General features: G+C 69.4%; 22 protein-coding genes and 1 tRNA gene. 12 read left to right on the forward strand and 11 right to left on the reverse strand.

From position 1 onward, the window contains the following. The first annotated feature begins 65 nt into the window (after positions 1 to 65). The 4 genes from thyA to DSM104299_RS12515 are packed head-to-tail and all read left to right on the forward strand — an operon-like array spanning position 66 to position 2,786. Entirely contained in the window at positions 66 to 977 is a 912-nt protein-coding gene (gene thyA / locus DSM104299_RS12500; RefSeq protein WP_272477642.1) for a thymidylate synthase, read from the forward strand. Continuing rightward, on the forward strand, positions 974 to 1,459 hold the full coding sequence (locus tag DSM104299_RS12505) for a dihydrofolate reductase (protein WP_272477643.1): 486 nt from the start codon (positions 974 to 976) through the stop codon (positions 1,457 to 1,459). The genes thyA and DSM104299_RS12505 overlap by 4 nt, the downstream gene beginning before the upstream one ends. Continuing rightward, the gene (locus DSM104299_RS12510; protein WP_272477644.1) at positions 1,443 to 1,913 is read left to right on the forward strand and encodes an HIT family protein; all 471 of its coding nucleotides are present in this window, start codon (positions 1,443 to 1,445) and stop codon (positions 1,911 to 1,913) included. Before DSM104299_RS12505 ends, DSM104299_RS12510 begins: the two co-directional genes overlap by 17 nt. A gap of 33 nt (positions 1,914 to 1,946) precedes the next feature. Continuing rightward, the gene (locus DSM104299_RS12515; protein WP_272477645.1) at positions 1,947 to 2,786 is read left to right on the forward strand and encodes a phytanoyl-CoA dioxygenase family protein; all 840 of its coding nucleotides are present in this window, start codon (positions 1,947 to 1,949) and stop codon (positions 2,784 to 2,786) included. A 79-nt stretch (positions 2,787 to 2,865) separates the two neighbouring features. Here DSM104299_RS12515 and DSM104299_RS12520 read toward each other — a convergent pair whose 3' ends face one another. Both DSM104299_RS12520 and DSM104299_RS12525 read right to left on the reverse strand, forming a co-directional pair. Then, a complete protein-coding gene (locus DSM104299_RS12520) occupies positions 2,866 to 3,099 on the reverse strand; it encodes a TroA family protein (RefSeq protein ID WP_272477646.1) in 234 nt (77 codons plus the stop codon). A gap of 164 nt (positions 3,100 to 3,263) precedes the next feature. Then, positions 3,264 to 4,163: a helix-turn-helix domain-containing protein gene (locus DSM104299_RS12525; RefSeq protein ID WP_272477647.1), complete on the reverse strand. Its 900-nt coding sequence runs from the start codon at positions 4,161 to 4,163 to the stop codon at positions 3,264 to 3,266. 66 nt (positions 4,164 to 4,229) lie between these two features. On the opposite strand from DSM104299_RS12525, the gene DSM104299_RS12530 reads away from it, so the two are divergent. Beyond that, a complete protein-coding gene (locus DSM104299_RS12530) occupies positions 4,230 to 4,658 on the forward strand; it encodes a VOC family protein (protein ID WP_272477648.1) in 429 nt (142 codons plus the stop codon). 762 nt (positions 4,659 to 5,420) lie between these two features. Here DSM104299_RS12530 and DSM104299_RS12535 read toward each other — a convergent pair. Both DSM104299_RS12535 and DSM104299_RS12540 read right to left on the reverse strand, forming a co-directional pair. Beyond that, positions 5,421 to 5,657, reverse strand: coding sequence for a hypothetical protein (locus DSM104299_RS12535; RefSeq protein ID WP_272477649.1), 237 nt, complete (start codon positions 5,655 to 5,657; stop codon positions 5,421 to 5,423). A gap of 11 nt (positions 5,658 to 5,668) precedes the next feature. Beyond that, a complete protein-coding gene (locus tag DSM104299_RS12540; protein ID WP_272477650.1) occupies positions 5,669 to 6,535 on the reverse strand; it encodes a Rho termination factor N-terminal domain-containing protein in 867 nt (288 codons plus the stop codon). A 129-nt stretch (positions 6,536 to 6,664) separates the two neighbouring features. Here DSM104299_RS12540 and DSM104299_RS12545 point away from each other — a divergent pair, with 129 nt between their 5' ends. The 7 genes from DSM104299_RS12545 to DSM104299_RS29550 all read left to right on the forward strand — a co-directional run bounded on the left by DSM104299_RS12545 (position 6,665) and on the right by DSM104299_RS29550 (position 11,104). Further along, a complete protein-coding gene (locus DSM104299_RS12545) occupies positions 6,665 to 7,240 on the forward strand; it encodes a TetR/AcrR family transcriptional regulator (protein WP_272477651.1) in 576 nt (191 codons plus the stop codon). Positions 7,241 to 7,273: 33 nt separating this feature from the next. After that, on the forward strand, positions 7,274 to 8,176 hold the full coding sequence (locus tag DSM104299_RS12550) for an STAS domain-containing protein (RefSeq protein WP_272477652.1): 903 nt from the start codon (positions 7,274 to 7,276) through the stop codon (positions 8,174 to 8,176). A gap of 14 nt (positions 8,177 to 8,190) precedes the next feature. Further along, positions 8,191 to 8,559: an STAS domain-containing protein gene (locus tag DSM104299_RS12555; RefSeq protein ID WP_272477653.1), complete on the forward strand. Its 369-nt coding sequence runs from the start codon at positions 8,191 to 8,193 to the stop codon at positions 8,557 to 8,559. After that, positions 8,556 to 9,002, forward strand: a complete 447-nt coding sequence (locus DSM104299_RS12560; RefSeq protein WP_272477654.1) for an ATP-binding protein — start codon at positions 8,556 to 8,558, stop codon at positions 9,000 to 9,002. Before DSM104299_RS12555 ends, DSM104299_RS12560 begins: the two co-directional genes overlap by 4 nt. Continuing rightward, complete coding sequence (locus tag DSM104299_RS12565; protein ID WP_272477655.1) at positions 8,995 to 9,615, forward strand: SpoIIE family protein phosphatase; 621 nt, start codon at positions 8,995 to 8,997, stop codon at positions 9,613 to 9,615. Before DSM104299_RS12560 ends, DSM104299_RS12565 begins: the two co-directional genes overlap by 8 nt. After that, positions 9,612 to 10,451, forward strand: a complete 840-nt coding sequence (locus DSM104299_RS12570; RefSeq protein ID WP_272477656.1) for a GAF domain-containing protein — start codon at positions 9,612 to 9,614, stop codon at positions 10,449 to 10,451. The genes DSM104299_RS12565 and DSM104299_RS12570 overlap by 4 nt, the downstream gene beginning before the upstream one ends. A gap of 434 nt (positions 10,452 to 10,885) precedes the next feature. Next, entirely contained in the window at positions 10,886 to 11,104 is a 219-nt protein-coding gene (locus DSM104299_RS29550) for a helix-turn-helix domain-containing protein (protein ID WP_432419769.1), read from the forward strand. A gap of 56 nt (positions 11,105 to 11,160) precedes the next feature. On the opposite strand, the gene DSM104299_RS12575 is transcribed toward DSM104299_RS29550, so the two are convergent. The 7 genes from DSM104299_RS12575 to DSM104299_RS12605 all read right to left on the reverse strand — a co-directional run bounded on the left by DSM104299_RS12575 (position 11,161) and on the right by DSM104299_RS12605 (position 18,541). Next, positions 11,161 to 11,991, reverse strand: coding sequence for a hypothetical protein (locus DSM104299_RS12575; protein WP_272477657.1), 831 nt, complete (start codon positions 11,989 to 11,991; stop codon positions 11,161 to 11,163). 94 nt (positions 11,992 to 12,085) lie between these two features. Then, on the reverse strand, positions 12,086 to 13,381 hold the full coding sequence (locus DSM104299_RS12580; protein WP_272477658.1) for an OLD family protein: 1,296 nt from the start codon (positions 13,379 to 13,381) through the stop codon (positions 12,086 to 12,088). Between the two features lie 68 nt (positions 13,382 to 13,449). Further along, positions 13,450 to 14,580: a DUF262 domain-containing protein gene (locus DSM104299_RS12585; RefSeq protein WP_272477659.1), complete on the reverse strand. Its 1,131-nt coding sequence runs from the start codon at positions 14,578 to 14,580 to the stop codon at positions 13,450 to 13,452. Between the two features lie 212 nt (positions 14,581 to 14,792). Further along, a complete protein-coding gene (locus DSM104299_RS12590) occupies positions 14,793 to 16,007 on the reverse strand; it encodes a TIR domain-containing protein (RefSeq protein ID WP_272477660.1) in 1,215 nt (404 codons plus the stop codon). A gap of 275 nt (positions 16,008 to 16,282) precedes the next feature. Then, positions 16,283 to 16,356, reverse strand: a tRNA-Gly gene (locus DSM104299_RS12595). A gap of 46 nt (positions 16,357 to 16,402) precedes the next feature. Continuing rightward, on the reverse strand, positions 16,403 to 18,061 hold the full coding sequence (locus tag DSM104299_RS12600; protein WP_272477661.1) for a hypothetical protein: 1,659 nt from the start codon (positions 18,059 to 18,061) through the stop codon (positions 16,403 to 16,405). A gap of 48 nt (positions 18,062 to 18,109) precedes the next feature. Beyond that, a complete protein-coding gene (locus tag DSM104299_RS12605) occupies positions 18,110 to 18,541 on the reverse strand; it encodes a hypothetical protein (protein ID WP_272477662.1) in 432 nt (143 codons plus the stop codon). Positions 18,542 to 18,587 lie beyond the last annotated feature (46 nt).

Consider the following 18,587-nt stretch of genomic DNA (forward strand, 5'->3'; position numbering starts at 1 on the left):
GAGCGTTCCCGCGCGCATGGAGCGCCGGTCCGTCCGACGAGCACCTCACCATCTCCGATCCCCGCATGCCGAACTACCTCCCTTACGCCGAGCGCCGCCCCTCCACCGCCTACCAGGACCTCCTGCGCACGATCCGCGACGACGGCGTGCGGGTGGAGACCAAGCAAGGCGAGGGCGCGCTGGCCGTCGCCGGGGTCCAGATGCGCTTCCCGATGGCGCACGGCGCGGCCGTCATCACGGAGCGGTCGATCCGCGGCTTCGCCGGCAAGGCGATCGGCGAGCTGTGCGCGTTCATCAACGGCGCCCGGACGCTGGACGAGCTGGCGGCGTTCGGCTGCGACTGGTGGGACGCGTGGGCGACGCCGGAGAAGACGCGCTCGCGCGGCCTGGCGCCGGGCGATCTGGGGCCGGGCTCCTACGGGCACGCGTTCCGGAACTTCACGACGGATCTCGATTCGCCCGACGATCCAGGGTTCGACCAGCTCCCGCACCTGATCAAGAAGCTGAAGGACCTGCCGCTGGACCGCACGGCCGTGATGAGCCCGTGGATCCCGAACGCCAACCACCGCGAGGCCGGGGTCAAGTCGCGCAACACGATCGCGCCGTGCCACGGGTGGATCCACGCGCTCGTGTTCGGCGACAAGCTGCACCTGGTCCACAACCAGCGCTCGGGCGACACGCCGATCGGGGTCCCGTCCAACATGGCGCAGTACACGGCGCTGGGGCTGATGATCGAGCAGCTCACGGGCTACGAGCTCGTCGAGTACGTGCACTGGATCCAGTACGCGCACATCTACGAGAACCAACTGGAGCACGTGGACGAGCTGCTGGCGCGCGCGCCGCGGGCCCTGCCGACGCTGAAGCTGACCGAGGCGGGTCGGCGGATCACCGACATCCACGACTTCCGGGCCGAGCACTTCGCGTTGGAGGACTACGACCCGCACCCCGCGATCCGGGGCATCCCGGTGTTGACGTGACGGTCGCGCTCGTGGTCGCCTACGCGCGCAACGGCGTGATCGGCCGCGACGGCGGGCTGCCGTGGCACCTGCCGAGCGACATGCAGCACTTCCGCGAGCTGACGACCGGCGGCACCGTGCTCATGGGGCGCAAGACCTATGAGTCGATCCCGGAGCGGTTCCGGCCGCTGCCGGGGCGGCGCAACCTCGTGCTGTCGCGCGACGGGTCGTTCGTCGCTGCGGGGACCGAGGTCTTCGGGTCGTTGGCGGCGGCGCTGGCCGCGTGCGAGGGCGACTGCTTCGTCATCGGCGGCGGCGCGACGTACGAGGAGGCGCTGCCGCTCGCCGACGAGGTCTGGGCCACCGAGGTCGACGCCGAGGTGGAGGGCGACACGTTCTTCCCGGTGCTGGACACCACCGCCTGGCGCGAGGCCGCGGCCGGGTCGGCCGTCACCGAGAACGGGTTCTCGTTCACGATCAGGCGCTATGAGCGACGCGCCTGACGAACTCGGCTTGTTGTACTACCTGGACGCCGCCCGCTCCGCCGAGCAGCGCGCGTACATGGCGGAGCTGGAGGCCGCGCGGATCTGCGTCTTCTGCCCCGAGCACGTGGCGTCCCACCATCGCCAGCCGATCGAGTGGCGCGGCGAGCATTGGTACGTCACGCGCAACGACTTCCCCTACGCGGGGACCGTCGGGCACTACCTGATCGTGCCGCACGCGCACGTGACGTCCTTCGACGAGCTGCCCGACGCGGCGGGCGCCGAGCTGTGGGCGATCAAGCGCCGGCTGCGGGAGCGATTGGCGCCGCTGGCCACCGCGACGGTCGAGCGCTCCGGCGACATGCGCTACAACGGCGGCTCGGTCGCGCACCTGCACACGCACTTCGTGGCGCTGGACGCGACGCCCGAGCAGACCGTGCGGTTCAAGGTCAGCGCGCCGGGCGCGGACGGTTGACACGCGGCCGGCGCGCGGGGGAGAGTCCCGGTCATGAGCTCGTTGCCGGTCGATGCCGCCGTGCCGTCTCCGTTCGACCTGACCGATGCCGAGGTCGACGCCTTCGGCCGTGACGGCGCGGTCATCCTGCGTGGGGTGCTCAGCGACGACGAGGTCGGCACGCTCGTCCGGGGCGTCGAGCGCAACCTCGCGGCGCTGAGCCCGCTCGGGATGAACGCGACCGAGCCGGGCAGGCCGGGCGCGTTCGTCGAGGACTTCCGCAACTGGCAGCGGATCGGCGAGTACGAGGACGTGATCCGCGGCTCGGCGCTGGGTCGGGTCGCGGGCGAGCTGATGGGGTCGCGCGAGGTCCGGCTGTTCCACGACCACCTGCTGGTCAAGGAGCCCGGGACGCTGGACCGCAGTCCGTGGCACCAGGATCAGCCATACTACTGCATCGACGGCTTGCAGACGGTCTCGTTCTGGATCCCGCTGGACCCGGTCGCGCGGCCGAGCACGCTCGAGTTCGTCGCCGGCTCGCACGGGGGCAAGTGGTACATGCCGCGCTCGTTCGTCAAGAAGAGCGCGATGGTCTTCGACGACGGCGCGCTGGAGGAGGTCCCCGACGTCGACGCCGACCGCGCCGCCTTCCCGATCAAGGGCTGGGCGATGCAGCCCGGCGACGCGGTCGCGTTCAACATGTTGACCCTGCACGCGGCGGCGGGCTCACCGGCGCGCCGCCGCGCGTTCTCGGTCCGGTTCACGGGCGACGACGTCACCTGGGCGCCGCGCCCGCACCGGACCTCGCCGCCGTTCGACGACGTGGCGCTGCCCGCCGGCGCGCCGCTGGACGATCCGGCGTTCCCGGTCGTGTGGTCGCGCGCCGGCGGGTGAGCCGGGCTCAGGCGGCGTCCGCCGTCGAGGTCGACGGGTGCGCGAGCGTCGGCGCGAGCTTGGAGAGCTTGGTGTAGTCCTACTTGGTGAGCCCGGAGTACACCGCGATGATCAGGTCGGGCCGCGGCGCGGCGACCTTCTCGAACTCGATGCCGTCGGTGACGTTCAGCTTCGTCGGCAGCGGCGCGTTGCCCAGCGCCTTCTTGGCCCACGGGAAGATCGCGCCCGGATGATCGCCGTGCCACTCGCTGGTGCCGACCGGCACGACCCCGAGCGCCAGCAGCGCATCCTGCTCCCGCAGACCGACGACCACGACCCGCTTCGGGGCATGCGTGACGGTCGTCGTGCATCTTCCCCGACCCGATGACCGAGCCTATCCCGAAGGCTGGCGCACCGGGCCGGCCACGGAGCTCGAGCGCCAGAACGCCGCGCTCCTGCAGGCCGCGCTCGCCGGAGCCTAGGCGCAGGGCGCCGCCCTCATGGGAGTGGGCCCGGGCGCGCGGCGACGTCGCCGCCCATCTCGGTGGAGCGCTGGCGCAGCGCTCGTGTGGCTGCCGGCTTCTGGAAGCGGCGCCGGTAGGCGGCCGGGGTGAGTCCGAGGCTGCGCTGGAAGTGGCGGTGCAAGTGGCTCTGATCGGTGAACCCGGTGCTGGCGGCGACGTCAGCGATGGGCTGGCCCTGCTCGAGCAGGCGGCGGGCGGCGCGGATCCGGTGGGCGAGGTGCAGGGCGTGGGGTGGCAGGCCGGTGCGCTCGCGGAACAGGCGGATCAGCCGGAACTTGCCGATGCCCGCGGCCGTGGCGAGCTCGTCGAGGCCGACGTTGCGGGCGTGATGCTCACCGAGGTAGTCGCATGCCAGCCGCAGCGCGCGGTCGTCGTGCGGCGTGCGCGCGCCCGTCGGTCTTGCGCGGGTTGAGGATCGCTGCATCATCACGCTGAGCCACTCCGCGAGGCGCTCGTCGCCCTCGAGCCGCGTCGAGGGCGATTCCAGGGCGCGGTGGAGGGCCAGGAAGGCGCGCGCAAGGGCGGGGTCGGAGACGACCGGATCGGGGAAGCTGATGTCGCCGGTGAGCACCGCCTCCTCGTCCCCTGCGATCGCGCGGAGGCCCGCGACCTCGACGACCATCAGCCGTGAGGACCAGGCACGGCCGTCGATGGCGGAGCCGGCGTGCTCGGCGGACGGGTCCCACGCGACGAGCTCACCGGGCTGGACGGTGCGGCGTTCGCGGAGGCGTCGCGAGCGCATCGGCTGGTCGCCGACGATGCCGAACACGTACTCGCCGCGTGGTTCGATCGCGTAGCGGGTGGTGCGTCCGGCCATCAGCACGACGCGGGCGTCGTCGCTCGGACGCCACATGCGGACCTGGTCATCGGCCACGCGTTTGATGCTAGGCGGTGCAACAACGTGCAAGACCGTCGCGGGCGCTGGATCTAGGTTCAGGTCATGCACATCACGGCACACATCGTCGTCCAGGACGCCGAGCGCGCAGCGGCCTTCTACGCGGACGCGTTCGGCGCGCTGGAGCTCGAGCGGATCCCGACGCCCGACGGGCGACTCATGTCGGTGCGGTTGCGCGTCGGCGACAGCGAGCTGCACCTGGCCGACGAGTTCCCCGAGATGGGAGTGCTCGCGCCGCCGTCGATCGGCGGCACGCCGGTCGTGCTGGCGCTCGACGTGCCCGACGCCGAGGCCGCCTTCGCGCAAGCGGTCGCCGCGGGGGCCGAGGTCCTCCAGCCGCTGGGTGAGGTGTTCTGGGGCGACAAGCACGGTCGAGTCGAAGATCCCTTCGGGCACCGCTGGAACATCGCCGAGCACGTCCGCGACGTGCCCCACGACGACGTCGTGGCCGCGGCGGCGGAGCTGTTCGCCTGACGGGAGCCCCGTCGCAGATCCAGCGACAGCCACACGCGGTCGCGCAGCGCGACCCCGTCGAGGACGATCCCGTCCGGGCAGCCCTCGGCCGCGGCGAACGCGTCCCGATCGACGCGCAGCATCCGGAAGCCGAGGCGGGCGGGCGCCCGCCCGCCGTCGTGCCGATCGGCCAACCGCGGCCGCGGCTCGTCGTCGGTCGACGTCGAGCTCTTCCGCCGCTCGCACGCCCGCCCGGCGGCCACGCCACGATGTCTCCCGACATCCAGTGCCTAGGAGGCGTTGCGCTGGAAGTGCCTAGGAGTCGTTGCGCTGGACCTCGGCAAGGAGCCTCGACCCTTCCTCGAGGTTGCGAACCGCGTCCGCCAAGCGGTGCCCGGCGGGGGCGTCGCGCCCTGGAAGCTCCGCCCTGGGCCGTGCGGGGGCGTCGACGGGGCGACCACGGACGGGCGGCGACGCCACGTGCGCGTCGACGGGCACAGCGGTCACCGTCGCATCGAGCGTCAAGATCCGCAGGCCGAGCAGGCGCGCGGTGACCGACGCCTGGACGAGCGTCGCCCCCGAACGGGCCGACCTGCGGTCAGGCGCGACGCCTGCGCTCCCGAGGGAGATCGCTCTCCGGCCCGTGGGGAGTGCCACGGGCGCTGAGCTCCTCGAGGCGCTCCGACGCGCGCGCCGCGACATCGAGGATCTGCGCATATCGCTCACGCCCGGCTCTGGCGCCGAGGAGGTATCCGGCCGCGAAGAGCGCCGCTTTGGTGAGCGTCACGAATCGTCGCGCTCCCGACCCGTGCGGTGGCGCAGGGAGGAGATCGCGGCGCTTCCCGCGGTGAGCCCCGCGACGCTGCCGGCGGTGATCAACCCGGTCTTGACCGCCTTGCCCGAGCTGATCGCGTGCAGGTCTGGCTTGACGCGGCTCGCGGCGTCGCTCAGCTGATCGCTGACCGAGTCGCCGAGGCGCCGGAGCGGGCTCTTGTGCCGGAACGGTGGCTTGACGCGCATCGCAGGTCTCCCTATCGCTCGGACCGCGACGCCGTCGCGATCGCATCGACCAGCTCGGACTTGGTCATCGTCGTTCGTCCTTCGAGGCCCATGCTGGCGGCCAGCTCGACCAGCTCGGGCTTGTTGTACGACTTGAGGTCGCCGTTGGCCGGCGCGCTCTCGAGCTCCTGGGCGGCCTTCTTGGCCGTCACCTCCGAGCGCTCCTGGAGCCGTTCGGCCGCTTCGATCCGTGCGTCGGCCTCGCCGGCCTGCTGCTCGGCCTCCTCGGCGAGCTCCCGCGCCTGGCGGTGGGCCTCTTCGGCCACGGCCCGTGCGGCTTCCGTGGCCTCGACGGCCAGGCGGCGAGCCTCGGCGAGCTTCTCGGTGGCCTCGCCGACGAGCTCCTCGGCGCGCGCCTGCGCCTCCTCCGCGTCGCGCTCTGCGTCCTCGAGCTGCTCTTCGACCTCGGCCTGCGCCTGCTGGCGACGCTGCTCGGCGTCGGTCTCGGCATCCTGACGCTCGCGCTTGACCGCCTCGTCGGCGGCCTTCTGCGCCTCGGCGACCCGCTGCTTGAGCTGCCGCTCGGTCTCGCGGCGCAGATCGGCCATGCGCGCGCGTCCGCGGTCGCTGACCTTCCGGGCGTCCTCGGCGCGGTCGCGCGCATCCTGCGCGGCCTGCACCGCCTCCTGCTCGACCTGGCGAGCGTGCTCCGCGGCCTCCCTCGCGCGCTTCATGCGGATGTCGACGGAGTCACCGCCGACCGGGACGGCATCGACGAGCGCGGCACCGGCGCGGCGACCGCGGTCGCGCGCCTCGGACGTGGCGGACTGCGCCGCGTCGCCCAGGCTCTCGGCCGGCTTGAGCGCTCGGGACAGCAGCCACGCGGCATTGGACGGCATCTCCCGAAGTCCTGTCCTGGTGCGTTCCGACAACGACATCAACAACCTCCAAGCGACAATGGGACAACGTCGACTCTAGGCGAGACATCTATGTCTCGTCAAGCGAAAGTGTGAGATCGTTGTGAGACGATGATGCCCGAGCCGTCACCCCGGCCCGCTCTCCAGCAGCGGGTTGCCGCTGCGATCCTCGACGGTGCGGCGCACCTCTTCGCCGGCGGCGGCGACCAGGCGAGCATGAACGAGGTCGCCGAGGCCGCGGGCGTCGCCCGGGCCACGGTCTACCGCTACTTCCCCAACCGCGAGAGCCTGCTCGATGAGCTGGCCCAGACGGCCGTGCGCGACGTCGAGACGCGGTTGGCGTCGGCGCGCGTCGACGAAGTCCCGCCCGATGAGGGCATCGCCCGCGCCGTGCGCGCGCTCGTCGACGTGGGGAACCTCTTCGTGGTGCTGGTCCGTGAGCGACAGCGCTCGGGCTCCGACCAGTTCCAGCGCGGGCTCGTCGAACCACTGCGCCAGCTGGTCGAACGCGGCCAGGCCAGCGGCGACATCCGCGACGACATCACGGGCCGGCGCCTGACCGAGTCGCTCATCGGCCTGATCGTGAGCATGCTCACGGCGACGCCGCCGCTGGGACGCGAGGACATGACCGCGACGATCACCGGCCTCTTCATCGACGGAGCCCGCGCTCGCGGGCCGCGACGATGAGTTCCGCCAATGGCGACATGCGAGGAGCAGGACATGGAACGGGAGCGACAGACCGCTGAGCGCTCAGAGGATCAGCGCGCAGGCGAGCACTCGGGTGACGGCAAGCGGCTGCAGGAGCTCGTCGCGTACCTCCGTGAGCATCGGACCAAGCTGCGGGAGGCGTGGGCGCAGCGCATCAGCGACGCCGAGCTGCTGCAAGTCATGTCCGACGAGGAGATCTTCACCGAGGCGACCGAGGTGTATGACAACTACATGGACGCGCTGGAGAGCGGCAGCGTCGAGAACCTCCAGACCTACGCCCGCGAGCTCTCGGAGCGGATCATCCCGCGCGGCGTCGAGACCGACGAGGTGCTGGGCATCGTGCTTCTGCTTCGCGACGTGCTGGCCCGGTCGTTGTTCGCCAACTACCAGGAGGACCTTGGGCTCCTCAACCGGATCCTCGACGCCTACGAGCCGGCCGCCAACCGCATCGCGGTGACCGTCGGCGTCAGCTTCGTCGAGGAGCGCGAGCGCGTCATCAAAGAGCAGCAGGACGCGATCCGGGAATTGTCCACGCCCGTCCTTCAGGTGCGCGACCGCCTGCTCATCCTCCCGATCATCGGCGTGCTCGACACCCCGCGTGCCCGCCAGCTGACCGAGCAGCTGCTGGGGGCGATCCGCGACAACCGGGCGACCGTCGTGGTGATCGACATCACGGGCGTCGCGACGATCGACGAGACCGTCGCCAACCATCTCGTGCAGGCCGTCGAGGCGTCGCGGCTGATGGGCGCGAGCACCATCCTCACCGGCCTCTCGCCGGACATCGCCCAGACGCTCGTCGATCTCGGCGTCGACCTGGGCATGATGAAGACCGTCGGCGACCTGCAGGGCGGGCTCGAGGAGGCGGAGCGCATCGCCGGCTACCGCGCCGCTGACGCAAGGGACGCGGAGAGCTAGATCCGGCGGCGCCGATGTCGGTCGCGATCCTCCTGCAGGGCGACGTGCTGATCGCCTCGATCCAGTCGGACCTGTCCGACACCGAGGTGATCGATCTGCGTCAGGAGCTCGCCGAGCGGGTCGGGAGAAACGGCGTGTCGGGCATCGTGATCGACGTCGGCGCCCTCGACGTCATCGACTCGTTCGTCACGCGCGCCTTGCGCGCGATCGTGCTCACGGCGCGGTTGCGGGGCACCGAGACGATCATCGTCGGCATCGCGCCCGACGTCGCGATCGCGATGGTGCAGTTCCGGCTGGACTTCGAGCCCCTGCGGGTGGCGCTCGACCTCGACGAAGCGCTGGCGATCCTCCGTCGCCGGAGCTCGGAAGGGCGCCGAGGATGACCGATGAGGTCCGCGTCCGCATCGACTCCGACGGCGATCTCGTGACCGCTCGCGCCGAAGGCCGTGCGATGGCCGAGCGGCTCGGGTTCCCGCGGCCCGATCCGACCCTGATCGCGACGGCGATCTCCGAGATCGCGCGCAACATCGTCGCGTACGCGGGCGCGGGCGAGATCATCCTCGCGCCGTTCGAGGACGCCAACCGCTACGGCATGATCGTCACCGCCGTCGATGCGGGGCCGGGCATCCGCGACGTCGAGGCCGCGCTGCGCGACGAGTTCAGCGGCCGCGGCGGTCTCGGGCTGGGCCTTCCGGGCGCGCGACGGCTCATGGACGACTTCGAGCTGCAATCCGACGCTGAGCATGGCACAAAGGTGACGATGACGAAATGGCGCTACCGCGACGAGCTCGCACGCGTCCGCGAGGAGCGCCGTCGGCGTGCGTGAGCGGGCGACGCGCGAGCACGTCGAGTGGGGGATCGCCACGCGCTGCCGGTCCGGTGAGAGCATGAGCGGCGATCTCGCCGTCGTCGACCTCCTGCCGGAAGGGGCGCTCGTCGCGGGCATCGACGGCCTGGGGCACGGACGCGAAGCGGCCCGCGCCGCCTGCACGGCCGCCGCGGCCATGCGCGAGAGCCCCGGCCAGGACCTCGTCCGGGTCGTCCAGCGCTGCCACCGTGCGCTGCGCGGGACTCGCGGCGCGGCCATCAGCCTCGCGTTCGTCTCAGCGCTGGACAGCCGGATGACGTGGCTCGGCGTCGGCAACGTGGAGGGACGGGTCCTGAGCGGCGACCCCGCGACGACCCGGCCGAAGGGCTCGCTTGCGCTCGGGCGCGGCGTGCCCGGGCACGAGCTGCCTTCGGTGCGCCCCGCGACGATCGCGATGCGGCCCGGCGACGTCCTGCTCCTGGCCACCGACGGAATCGACGCGGGCTTCGCGGACGCGCTCGACCTGTCGGGCTCGAGCCAGACGATCAGCGAGCGGATCCTGTCCGAGCATTGGAAGCCGCCCGACGACGCCCTCGTGATCGCGGTCCGCTACCTCGGGGCGCGGCCGTGACCGATCGGAGTCCCGCCGGGCCGTTCGCAGCGGCCTACGCGACGGCGCTCGGCGAGTACCTGCGGGAGCCGACCGAGGCGTCCCTACGCGTCGCCTACGAGCTTGCGCGCGAAGCGGTGGCCCGGCGCCTGAGCGTGCTCGACCTCGCCGTCGCCCACCAGGAAGCCCTGGAGTCCGCGCTGGGCGCGGCGTCCGGATCCGCGGAGGTCGAGCGCGTCACGCGTGCGGCCGGCGCCTTCTTCCTCGACGGGCTGTCGACGTTCGAGATGGTGCAGCGTGGGTACGCGGAAGCCCGGCAGGCCGCGTGGCTCGAGCGCCGCCAAACCGAGCTCTCGCGCCGCCTGTCGAGCTTCCTCGCCGACGCCTCGCTCGCGCTCAACGCCGAAGGCTCGGTCCAGGAGATGCTGCGGCTCGTCGCCGAGCAGGCTCGCGAGCTCGTGGCCGCCGAGTGCTGCGTGGTGACGCTCACCGCCGAAGGGCAGCCACGGGCCGCGGAGGCGGTCTCCACCTCGGAGCACCGTCGCTGGCAGACGGTGGTCCGCTGGCTCGACCTGCCCGCGACGTACCGGGTGCTCGGCCTGCGCGGTGGCTCGGCGCGCGCGGCGCGGGAGGAGCTCGCCAGCCTGCCGCAGTTCCAGGCTGTCGGCGACCCGCCGCCTCGCGCCTGGCTCGCCGCGTCGCTCACCGCCCTGGACGGGAGCGAGCTTGGCGCCATCCAGCTCTTCGACAAGCACGACGGCGCCTTCACCGGCGAGGACGAAGCCGCGCTCGTCCATCTCGCGCAGATGGCCTCAGCGGCCGTGGACCGGGCACGGCTGTACCGAGACCAGCGATGAAGGACCTGCGTCGGCGGTCGCCATAGGCGGAAGCCACGCTCGAGCGGCACAATCCTCCTCTCTCCCGATCGAGTTGTAGGGGATGAGAATCAGACGGAGGACAGCATCAGTAGAGGCCCGAAGACCGCGCTCCTATCAAGTCACCGCCGCCTGAATCCTCGAACGCGATGGGCGACACGATTGGCAGCCAGCCAGCCCGAAACCGGGCGACAGGCAAGTGTGGAGCCAACCCACCGCGCCGAGGCTAAGCCGCCGCCAGGACGTCATTTCCGTCACCGACCACGCCACCCGCATTCAAGCGGATGCAAGTGTGTGCCGGTCTTGGTGGCTTGCCGTTTCGACGCCTAAGGGGGTTGCGCTAGGTGTTCGGTGGGGCGAGGGTGTTGGTCCGGCCTCGTCGACTGAGTGGTATGGCGACGGCGCGACGACTAGAAATGCAGGGCGAGCAGCTTGAGCTGGCGGCTCGAACCGGACTGAGCGAGCCGTTGCTGAGGCCGGAGGATGCCGCCGAGTTGCTCTCGGTGAAGGTGTCGTGGATTTACGAGGCGTGCCGAAACGGACGGCTGCCGTTCCTACGCGTTGGGAAGCACATCCGCTTCACGCGGGCCGATCTCGAGCGTTGGGTGTCCTCGCAGCGGTCTCCCGTCCAGTAGCCGACGGCTGAGCCAGCTCGGCCCGGCAACGCATCGGTAGCGCCGGGTGCGACGACCTAACGCCCCCCGGCAGATGCCTCGGCGGTCCGCCGCTGGATGAACTCGAGCTGTCGAGACAATCGGATCAACGCGTCGAGCGAGTCGTCGACGAACGACGCGGCGTGCATCAGTGGGTTGCGCAGCCTTTCATACAAGTCCTTGAAGTCGGCGTCGACCTCATGCTCGTCGCCGGCGAAGACGCCTCGGCTGGCAAGTATGGCTGCCTTCTGGCGCAGCGAGGCTAGCTCTATGAGCGACGGGTCAAGGCTCTTCGAGTGCATCTCCTTGAGCTGCCCAAGGATTTGAGCCTGCGCTCCTTGACCGAGCGCGCTGACGGCGTCTTCCTCAGTCACGTACATGCGACGGATCGCGTCGGTGATGGTCGCCTCCAAGCGGGCCACCTGGCTGAATACCAAGACCCTCATGGGGAGTTTGCAGAGATCGGAAGGGGTGACGATGGACTCGAGTTGACCGCCATCGACGACGAGTCGGTAATGCGGCGCTTTCAGGAGCTCGTCAACGAGGCCGCCGAGCGGCTGTCCTCCCTCGATGAGCATGTCGCTGCTGAGGCTGCGCATAGCCGTGTGGACCAGGTCCTCCTCGCTAGCCCGACGCGGGCCGGCGTCTGTGCCCAACAAATCGCCGATGACGTTCTCCAACACGCCAACGATGCGCCCGTTTCGACGGACAGGCACGTAGTTGATCGCGGCCGCTGATGCCCACGCGCGCACTGTCGAGACCTTGTCTGAGAGAAACGCGGTGCGAAGCGGAGAGCTCGAGAGGTGAGACACCTGAAGCGAACGCCCTAGCCGTTCCATCGTTAGTTCGAATTGTGCTTCGGCGGCCATCGAAAATTCGACGCTACACCCTCGGCGGGATGCCTCGTCGCCGAAGTTACGCGCAGATCGAGGCGCCGGTGTTGAGCGACTCGCGAGATGACGCCTACATGGCGCTAAATGTCCTCAAGCCACTTCCTGATAGCCGGCCGCGAAATTCTTCGATGAGGACGCCTTCCTTGTCCCCGTCTAAACAAGCCTCGGCGAGTGCCCGAAGTACTTGCGACCGGTCCAGACCTGGCTGTGCAGCGAGATCGTTCGTCCAGTCGTGGGGATCCAGTCCTTCCACCTTCGCCAACATCGCTCCGATGAACCCGGGTGTGCGACCTAGCAGCGCACTAAGTGTGCCGGCGGCCAACGGAGCGAATTTCTGAAAGAGCTCGTCAGGCGACAAACCGCCTGGGAGGGCGACTGCCGGCCATAGACCGGTCCGCGCCGCAGGCGGAGCCTCATCGCCGTCCACGATGAACGCGAACTCGAGTTGACGAGGGTGCGTGGCGGGACGCGGAAGGCGAGCCCGCATCTCCGTGAGGTCACTTGTGCCCTTCGCCCAGTAGAGCGCGAGGCGGTCCAACGTATTGGCGTCCAGTCGAGCGAGAAGTGCCGTGGCCAATGCGTGCGCAGATTCGTCCTCAACCCACGCGACAAGTTCCACGTGTGCCCTCGGGTAGAGCACCTGCTGGACGATTTCCCGGACCTCTTCCGCGACGGTTGTCAGCACTACCTTGCCGTCCACTCGGCCCAGGTAGCTTAGGACGTCCGAATGTTGGAGTGCGCGTTCGATGACCTCTCGACTGTGTGACGTCAGCACGAAAGCCTGTTGTCTGGTGGCGGCGACGGTCGCAATGTGATCGAGCAGCGGCTCGCGCGAGCGTGGCGGGAAATAGGCATCCGGCTCATCAAGCAGCAAAAGCAGATCGGACTTCTCGCGCACATACCACAGTGTCCAGAGGAGCACGTGCGCGGCCAGTTCGCCTAACCCCATGTCGGCAAGGCTGTACTCAGTATCACCATCCGAGACCACGAAAAAGGGAATCACGTCTTCGCCCACGATCGGCGCGAAGGGGGAGTCTTCGAAGGCGATTGCGTACCAGCGGATCTCGGTGTAACCCCGCCCGACGATGCTCCTCACGGCATCGAGCGTGATCTCTTGATCCACCTCTAGCGGGTCGACCTCTTCAGTGGCCTCTTCGAGGTCGGGACGCTCCTCGATCAGCCGATATAGCCACGCACAGAGTTCGTGTAGTGAGATTAGCCGAGCCGGGTCGCCAGCCGAGCGCTGGATCTGCTTCAAGAGCCGGGTCTTGCCCACCCCGTTCAGACCTGCGAGAACGGTCACGAGCGCACGCAACTCCAGCGTGACAGGAAGGATCTCGAGCGGATCCTCCACCGCGATCGTCATCGGAATGGAAGGGTGCTTCTGGTGCGCGATGCGTCGCCAGTGGTCTCCGGCCTTCGCCCGCCGAGTCATTATCGGGCCAGATCCCAATCGGACGATTCCAAGAATTCGATCAGCGCCCGGTCGTCCTCGCCGTCTGACTGCCGCAGCGCGCCAAGGACACCGCTGAGGTTGCGCTGGTCGCGCTTTGGATTTGCTGCCGCATATGCGACGTGGAGCGCGAGATCTCTCAGAAGAATGGAGAGCGTGTCGTTCACGCGGTACGAGGCACGATCGTTGTAAGTACGAAAGACCGATCGAAGATCCGGTCTGATTTCGGAAAGAGCTGTTTTTGCGGCGCGACGCGCCTCTTCGAAGTACCCGACGAAGGCGCTGTCAACGGGGACGTCCATGCGCTGGGCAGCGTGTGTGAAAACCAGCCAGCTGAACAGGGTGGCCTTGTTCAGCTTGGGTCCGACGTCGCGCGCGTGGGTCAGGAACTCCTCGGCTGCGTGCGAGACGTCTGAAATGGTTCGGGGAGAGAACTCGCCCGTCCGGTAAAATTCCTCAATGGCGCGATTCGAGTGGGATTCCCTAAGTGATCCGACCTCGAGCGCCAAAGCGACGCGGGCGAAAACGTCGTCGTATGCGAGCCGGCTGTTGGCGAAACCCACGACCTCCCGCACGAGGAGGCCTGATTCAATGAGGCGCTCGACCACGGCCTTCACCTGATCCCGCGCGACTCCATAGAGAGCGTTGCGCTTTTCCGGTGGCGTCAGCGACATGTGCTGGTTGAGCCGGAAGAACAATTCGTATGGCTCTTGAGGCTCATAGTTGTGCAACGTGACCACGGTCAGCGGGAACCGACGAACACGTCGCTGGGCTTCGTCCGGCAGCTGGCTGTACCGCAATCCGTCCCAAGATGAAAGCGTGGGGTCAAACGGGCTTAGCGAGCCATCGACCTTAAGGCCGTCATCAAAGAAGTCGCGAATCGCCGAGAGACGCTGCTGCCCATCGAGAACCAGGTCTCGGCTGGTGTCGGGATCGTTCAGGAGGTGGATGGCCGGGACATACCATCCGCGAAGCACCGTGTCGATCAAACGTCGCTGGCGGTCCTCATTCCACACTTCGCCCCGCTGGAAATCGGGCTGGAGGTCGATCTCCGCAGCGTGGATACGCCGCATGAGCACCTCCAGTTCCAGATCGCTCCGTTCAAGTCGCATCGCCGCGGCACTTTATTGCCTTGCCGGGCGCGCGCGCTCCGGAGCACGGTTGAGATCCGCTCTGCACTCCGGACCGGTCTGAACGCCGATGGATGGGCGGTCACGTCGCACGGGACGTACGCTCACGCCGACGTCGGTCCCATACTCGACTGGTTCGGCGCAGAGAGTCCCTGGTGGGAGCCTCGTCGGTGGGGCACGTCGGTGCGTGGTTCTCAGGCCTGGCGCGTGAATTCGCTGAGCGCCGCCTGCGCGGCCGCGACTGAGCGCCGCGCCTGCTCGAGTCGTTCGCGAATCACGTTGTCGTAGTCGTCGTGACCACCTTGGGCGTGGTTGTAAGCGGCCTTGTTCATCTGGTCAGCGTCTACATACGCTGCGGCCACCGTCTCGTAGAGCGTGGCGTCCTGTGCGAACGAGTCTCGCGCGGAAGCCCACTCCTCGCTGGGAAGAGATTCGACGTGGAGGTTCCACCAATAGCCGTCCTCGATCGCGTTACGGAGTGTGCGATCGATCGCTGCGAGTTCGACCGCCACGTGTCTCGCAAAGCGGATCGCGGCGACTCGATCTTGCGAGGGTCGACGGTTATCAGGCGGGACCTCACGCGTCAGAGCCTCGAGGTTTACGAAGTTCGATGGGCTGAGCCAGTCGCTGCCCCCACGATGCACCGGACAGCCCGCCCCTTCTAGGCGGTTCGCGAGGCTATTGAAGGGGCCAGGACTGCCATCAAGTCGAACCGTGTTTCGTCCGGCGAGGTCCGAAATACCGCGAGTTTGGCCGATCTCGACGAGGACAGTTTCGTGCGGATGACTCTGAAGGGCCATCCCCGCCTCGAGAACGACATTGAGCCGCGGCTGTCCAGTCGGCTCACGATCGTCTTCGCGCTCGCGATTGCCTCGCAGGCTCGGATGAAGGAATCCCACATCGTCGGGCGTGAGCAAGACGACAACGGCCTGAGCGATCTTGAACGCTGCAGCGACTGCCTCGCCGTTGTAGGGCGCTGCGTTGCCGGTGAAGTCGACGAGATCGTCCCACTCCAAAGGTTCAAGTCGGAGGCGTCGAAGAAGGTCAAACAGGGCGTCGCGGGCGGCTCCGTCGCGGCCGTGCATCACCGCCACCTTGCGGGGGTCCTTCGATTCGCTCGTTCGCGGTTCGAGCAGTGAGCGATCACCTTCGGCGTTCAATTGGTCGCCGTCGCTGAGGTCGGCCGTAACGCGCTCGGCCGGGTCCGAGGCTGGCGTGCGGTCAGTTCGTGCCCCCAACTCCCGCTCGAGATCGAGCTCGCGTCCCTTCATGGTCAGCATGAACGTCCTGGACTTGTTCACACTGGGTTCGACGCGAAGGATCCCGAGCTCACCGAGGTCATCAATGGTGTGTTCCGATGGGACTGCCCAGGACGGGTCCCAGCGCGGGTGGTCGATGCTCCGCGTCATTCCTCCACCGTGGCGGAGGTGGAAAGCATCAGGTTCGCGTCCCTCACGGCGAAGCGCCGCGTCGGCTGGCGAATCCTTTCAAACGAGTTGCGGTGGCGGCTATCCACAGGTTCGAAGTCTGCCAACGCCGGCGGTCGAGTGGCGAACGTTCGCAGCGGTGCCCGTAGCCGCCTGGCGCACCCGGCCATAGTGCTGGGAGCTAATCCGGGGAGACAAAGCCCTCCAACCCGCCCCCAGAACGACGAAGACCCCGCGATTTGCAGGGCCTTCGTGTAAGCGGCTGAAGGGACTCGAACCCTCGACCTTCTGCATGGCAAGCAGACGCTCTAGCCAACTGAGCTACAGCCGCGTGCTCAGAGGGGGCAGTCTAGCGGAGGGGAGGGGTGGGTGCTGGCTCAGCGGTGGTGCTTGACGGGCTTGGGCTGGAGGGTCAGTTGGATGCGGGTTCGGCCGCCGTTGCCGGTGGCGTCGGAGGCTTCGAGTACGAGGAAGAGCTGGCCGCCGTGATGCTTCTTGAGGGCCTTGGTCAGGTCGCGGCGGGCGAGGGTGCCGAACTTCACCGTCACCGTCTGCACGCCGCTGCGGACCTTCGTCGTCGTCACCGGCGGCAGCGGTGCGATGGAGCGGCGCGCCTTGCTGCTCAGCTGGGTCCGCAGCGAGCCGGTGAGCAGGTACTTGCAGGCCTCGCTGCACTTGATCTTGAACTTGATGGTCTTGGTCTTCGTCGTCACGCGGAGGCGCTTGGTCACGCTGACGTACTTGACCTTGGGGGCGGACGCGTCGCGGCCGGAGGGCTTGGGCCCGAGCGAACCCGGACTCGCCGGCACGGCGGACTCGCTGCGCGTCGCGGCCGAGACCGCTCCGTCCTGGTCGGTCCACACCGCGACCGTCCGATCCGCGCTCGACGCGACGCCGACCGGCGTCACCGTGTCCTTGCTGCCGTAGCCGATGACCTGGTCGGCGCCTCCGAGGTCCACCGCGTGCACGGCGCCGTCGGTCGGGTTGACCCAGACCGCGCTCGTCACGCCGGCCGGCGACGTCGTCACCGCGGCGAGCCCACTGAACTGGCTCGTGAACGACGGGCCGGCCTGGGCGAGCGACGCGAAGGGCTGCACGCCGGCGCGGACGCTTCCGTCGCCGGCGACCGCCACCGCGGTGCCGCCGCCCGGCGTCGACTCCAAGTCCACCGAGAACGCGGCGCCCGCTCCCAACGCCGCAGGAGCCGAGAACGACGTGGCACCGACGCCGCGCGTCGCCCACAGCGCCCCCGCCGGGTTGCCCCAAGCGGCCACGACGGTCCCGTCCGCGTCGAACGCGACCTGCGGCGACTGGTCGTCCTGGTCGCCGCCGCCCAGCACCTGCGACGCCTCGAACGCGCTCGCGCCCGCCGCCCGGACCGCCACCGTCGCCCGGTACTTGCTCGCCAGCTTCCGGTAGGCCACGGCGACCGCGCCGCCCGGCCCGCCGGCGACGTCGATCGAGTCCGTCGGCGCCGCGCTCTCCAAGGTCCCGGCGTCGACGAACGCCGCGCTGCCCGCCGGCGCCGTCGCGACGTGCAAGCTGTAGGAGCTCGCGCTCGCCTTCGTCCGGTAGGCCACGACCGCGCTGCCGTCCGACGCCAGCCCGACGCCGATCGCGTTCACGCCCGCGCCCGGAAGATCGGCCGTCCCGACGATCGCGCCGCTCGGCGCCACGACCGTCACATGGCCGACCCCGCCCGCCGCCCAGCCGACGACGACGCTTCCATCGCCCCCGACGGCCGTGTCGGTCCCGACCGGCGCGCCCCCCGAGTCGGCGACCGCGACCGGCGACGCGAACACGTTGGCGGCGCTGCCGCGCGCGAGGAGCGCCCGGTTGCCGGAGCCGGCAGCCAAGACCGACCGTCCGCCCCCGATCCCGACCTGCGGCACCGAGGTCGCGGCCGGGCCGGTCGAGGGGCCCGGGCTCGGGATCACGACCGCGGGCGCCGACCAGTGCGGCACGGCGGACGCTCCCGCGGGCACGGCGAGACCGGCGACGAGGGCGACACCAACAGGAGCGAGACGAAGGTTCATGGCCCTCCCAACGCTACGACCCGCGCCGAGGTCCCGCACAACCGTCCGTCAGGCGACAGCGTCGTCCCACAGCGGCTGCACCGGATCCCAGTCCGGATCCTCGACTGCGGCCGCCGTCCGCTTGCGCTCCCGCCGGATCTGCGCGACCGGCGCCGCGGCCGGCCCGCCGTCCCACCCGATCCGCAGCGAGGCGCCCGCGACCATCAGCATCGCGCACGGGATCCCGACCATCAGCGTGGTGATCGAGAAGTCCCCGAGGTCCAGCAGCCACGCGACGACGCACACGACCAGCGGCAGCAGCGCGACCCAGAAGCGCGCGACGATGAGCCCGAACCCGAGGTGCAGGACGGCCATCGCGGCCAGCAGGGCGAGCCACGGCGTGGCGTCGGAATCGGCCGTCGCCACCAGCGCGACCGCGACCCCGCCGACCGTGGCGGCGTACGCGGCGATGATGCTGAGGGCGCGGAGGGGAGACGGCACGACCCAACTAGTTTCGCGCAAACGAGGGACAAACCCTCTCCGGGAC

Source organism: Baekduia alba (assembly GCF_028416635.1).
Taxonomy (GTDB): domain Bacteria; phylum Actinomycetota; class Thermoleophilia; order Solirubrobacterales; family Solirubrobacteraceae; genus Baekduia; species Baekduia alba.

Bases quoted from the DNA above. Each gene is read 5' to 3' on its own strand.
- DSM104299_RS29550 (WP_432419769.1), top strand. From the start codon at position 10,886: ATGCAGGGCGAGCAGCTTGAGCTGGCGGCTCGAACCGGACTGAGCGAG.
- DSM104299_RS12590 (WP_272477660.1), bottom strand. From the start codon at position 16,007: ATGACGCGGAGCATCGACCACCCGCGCTGGGACCCGTCCTGGGCAGTC.
- DSM104299_RS12530 (WP_272477648.1), top strand. From the start codon at position 4,230: ATGCACATCACGGCACACATCGTCGTCCAGGACGCCGAGCGCGCAGCG.
- DSM104299_RS12545 (WP_272477651.1), top strand. From the start codon at position 6,665: ATGATGCCCGAGCCGTCACCCCGGCCCGCTCTCCAGCAGCGGGTTGCC.
- DSM104299_RS12535 (WP_272477649.1), bottom strand. From the start codon at position 5,657: ATGCGCGTCAAGCCACCGTTCCGGCACAAGAGCCCGCTCCGGCGCCTC.
- DSM104299_RS12540 (WP_272477650.1), bottom strand. From the start codon at position 6,535: ATGCCGTCCAATGCCGCGTGGCTGCTGTCCCGAGCGCTCAAGCCGGCC.
- DSM104299_RS12555 (WP_272477653.1), top strand. From the start codon at position 8,191: ATGTCGGTCGCGATCCTCCTGCAGGGCGACGTGCTGATCGCCTCGATC.
- DSM104299_RS12515 (WP_272477645.1), top strand. From the start codon at position 1,947: ATGAGCTCGTTGCCGGTCGATGCCGCCGTGCCGTCTCCGTTCGACCTG.
- DSM104299_RS12550 (WP_272477652.1), top strand. From the start codon at position 7,274: ATGGAACGGGAGCGACAGACCGCTGAGCGCTCAGAGGATCAGCGCGCA.
- thyA (WP_272477642.1), top strand. From the start codon at position 66: ATGCCGAACTACCTCCCTTACGCCGAGCGCCGCCCCTCCACCGCCTAC.
- DSM104299_RS12575 (WP_272477657.1), bottom strand. From the start codon at position 11,991: ATGGCCGCCGAAGCACAATTCGAACTAACGATGGAACGGCTAGGGCGT.
- DSM104299_RS12560 (WP_272477654.1), top strand. From the start codon at position 8,556: ATGACCGATGAGGTCCGCGTCCGCATCGACTCCGACGGCGATCTCGTG.
- DSM104299_RS12580 (WP_272477658.1), bottom strand. From the start codon at position 13,381: ATGACGATCGCGGTGGAGGATCCGCTCGAGATCCTTCCTGTCACGCTG.
- DSM104299_RS12585 (WP_272477659.1), bottom strand. From the start codon at position 14,580: ATGCGACTTGAACGGAGCGATCTGGAACTGGAGGTGCTCATGCGGCGT.
- DSM104299_RS12510 (WP_272477644.1), top strand. From the start codon at position 1,443: ATGAGCGACGCGCCTGACGAACTCGGCTTGTTGTACTACCTGGACGCC.
- DSM104299_RS12600 (WP_272477661.1), bottom strand. From the start codon at position 18,061: ATGAACCTTCGTCTCGCTCCTGTTGGTGTCGCCCTCGTCGCCGGTCTC.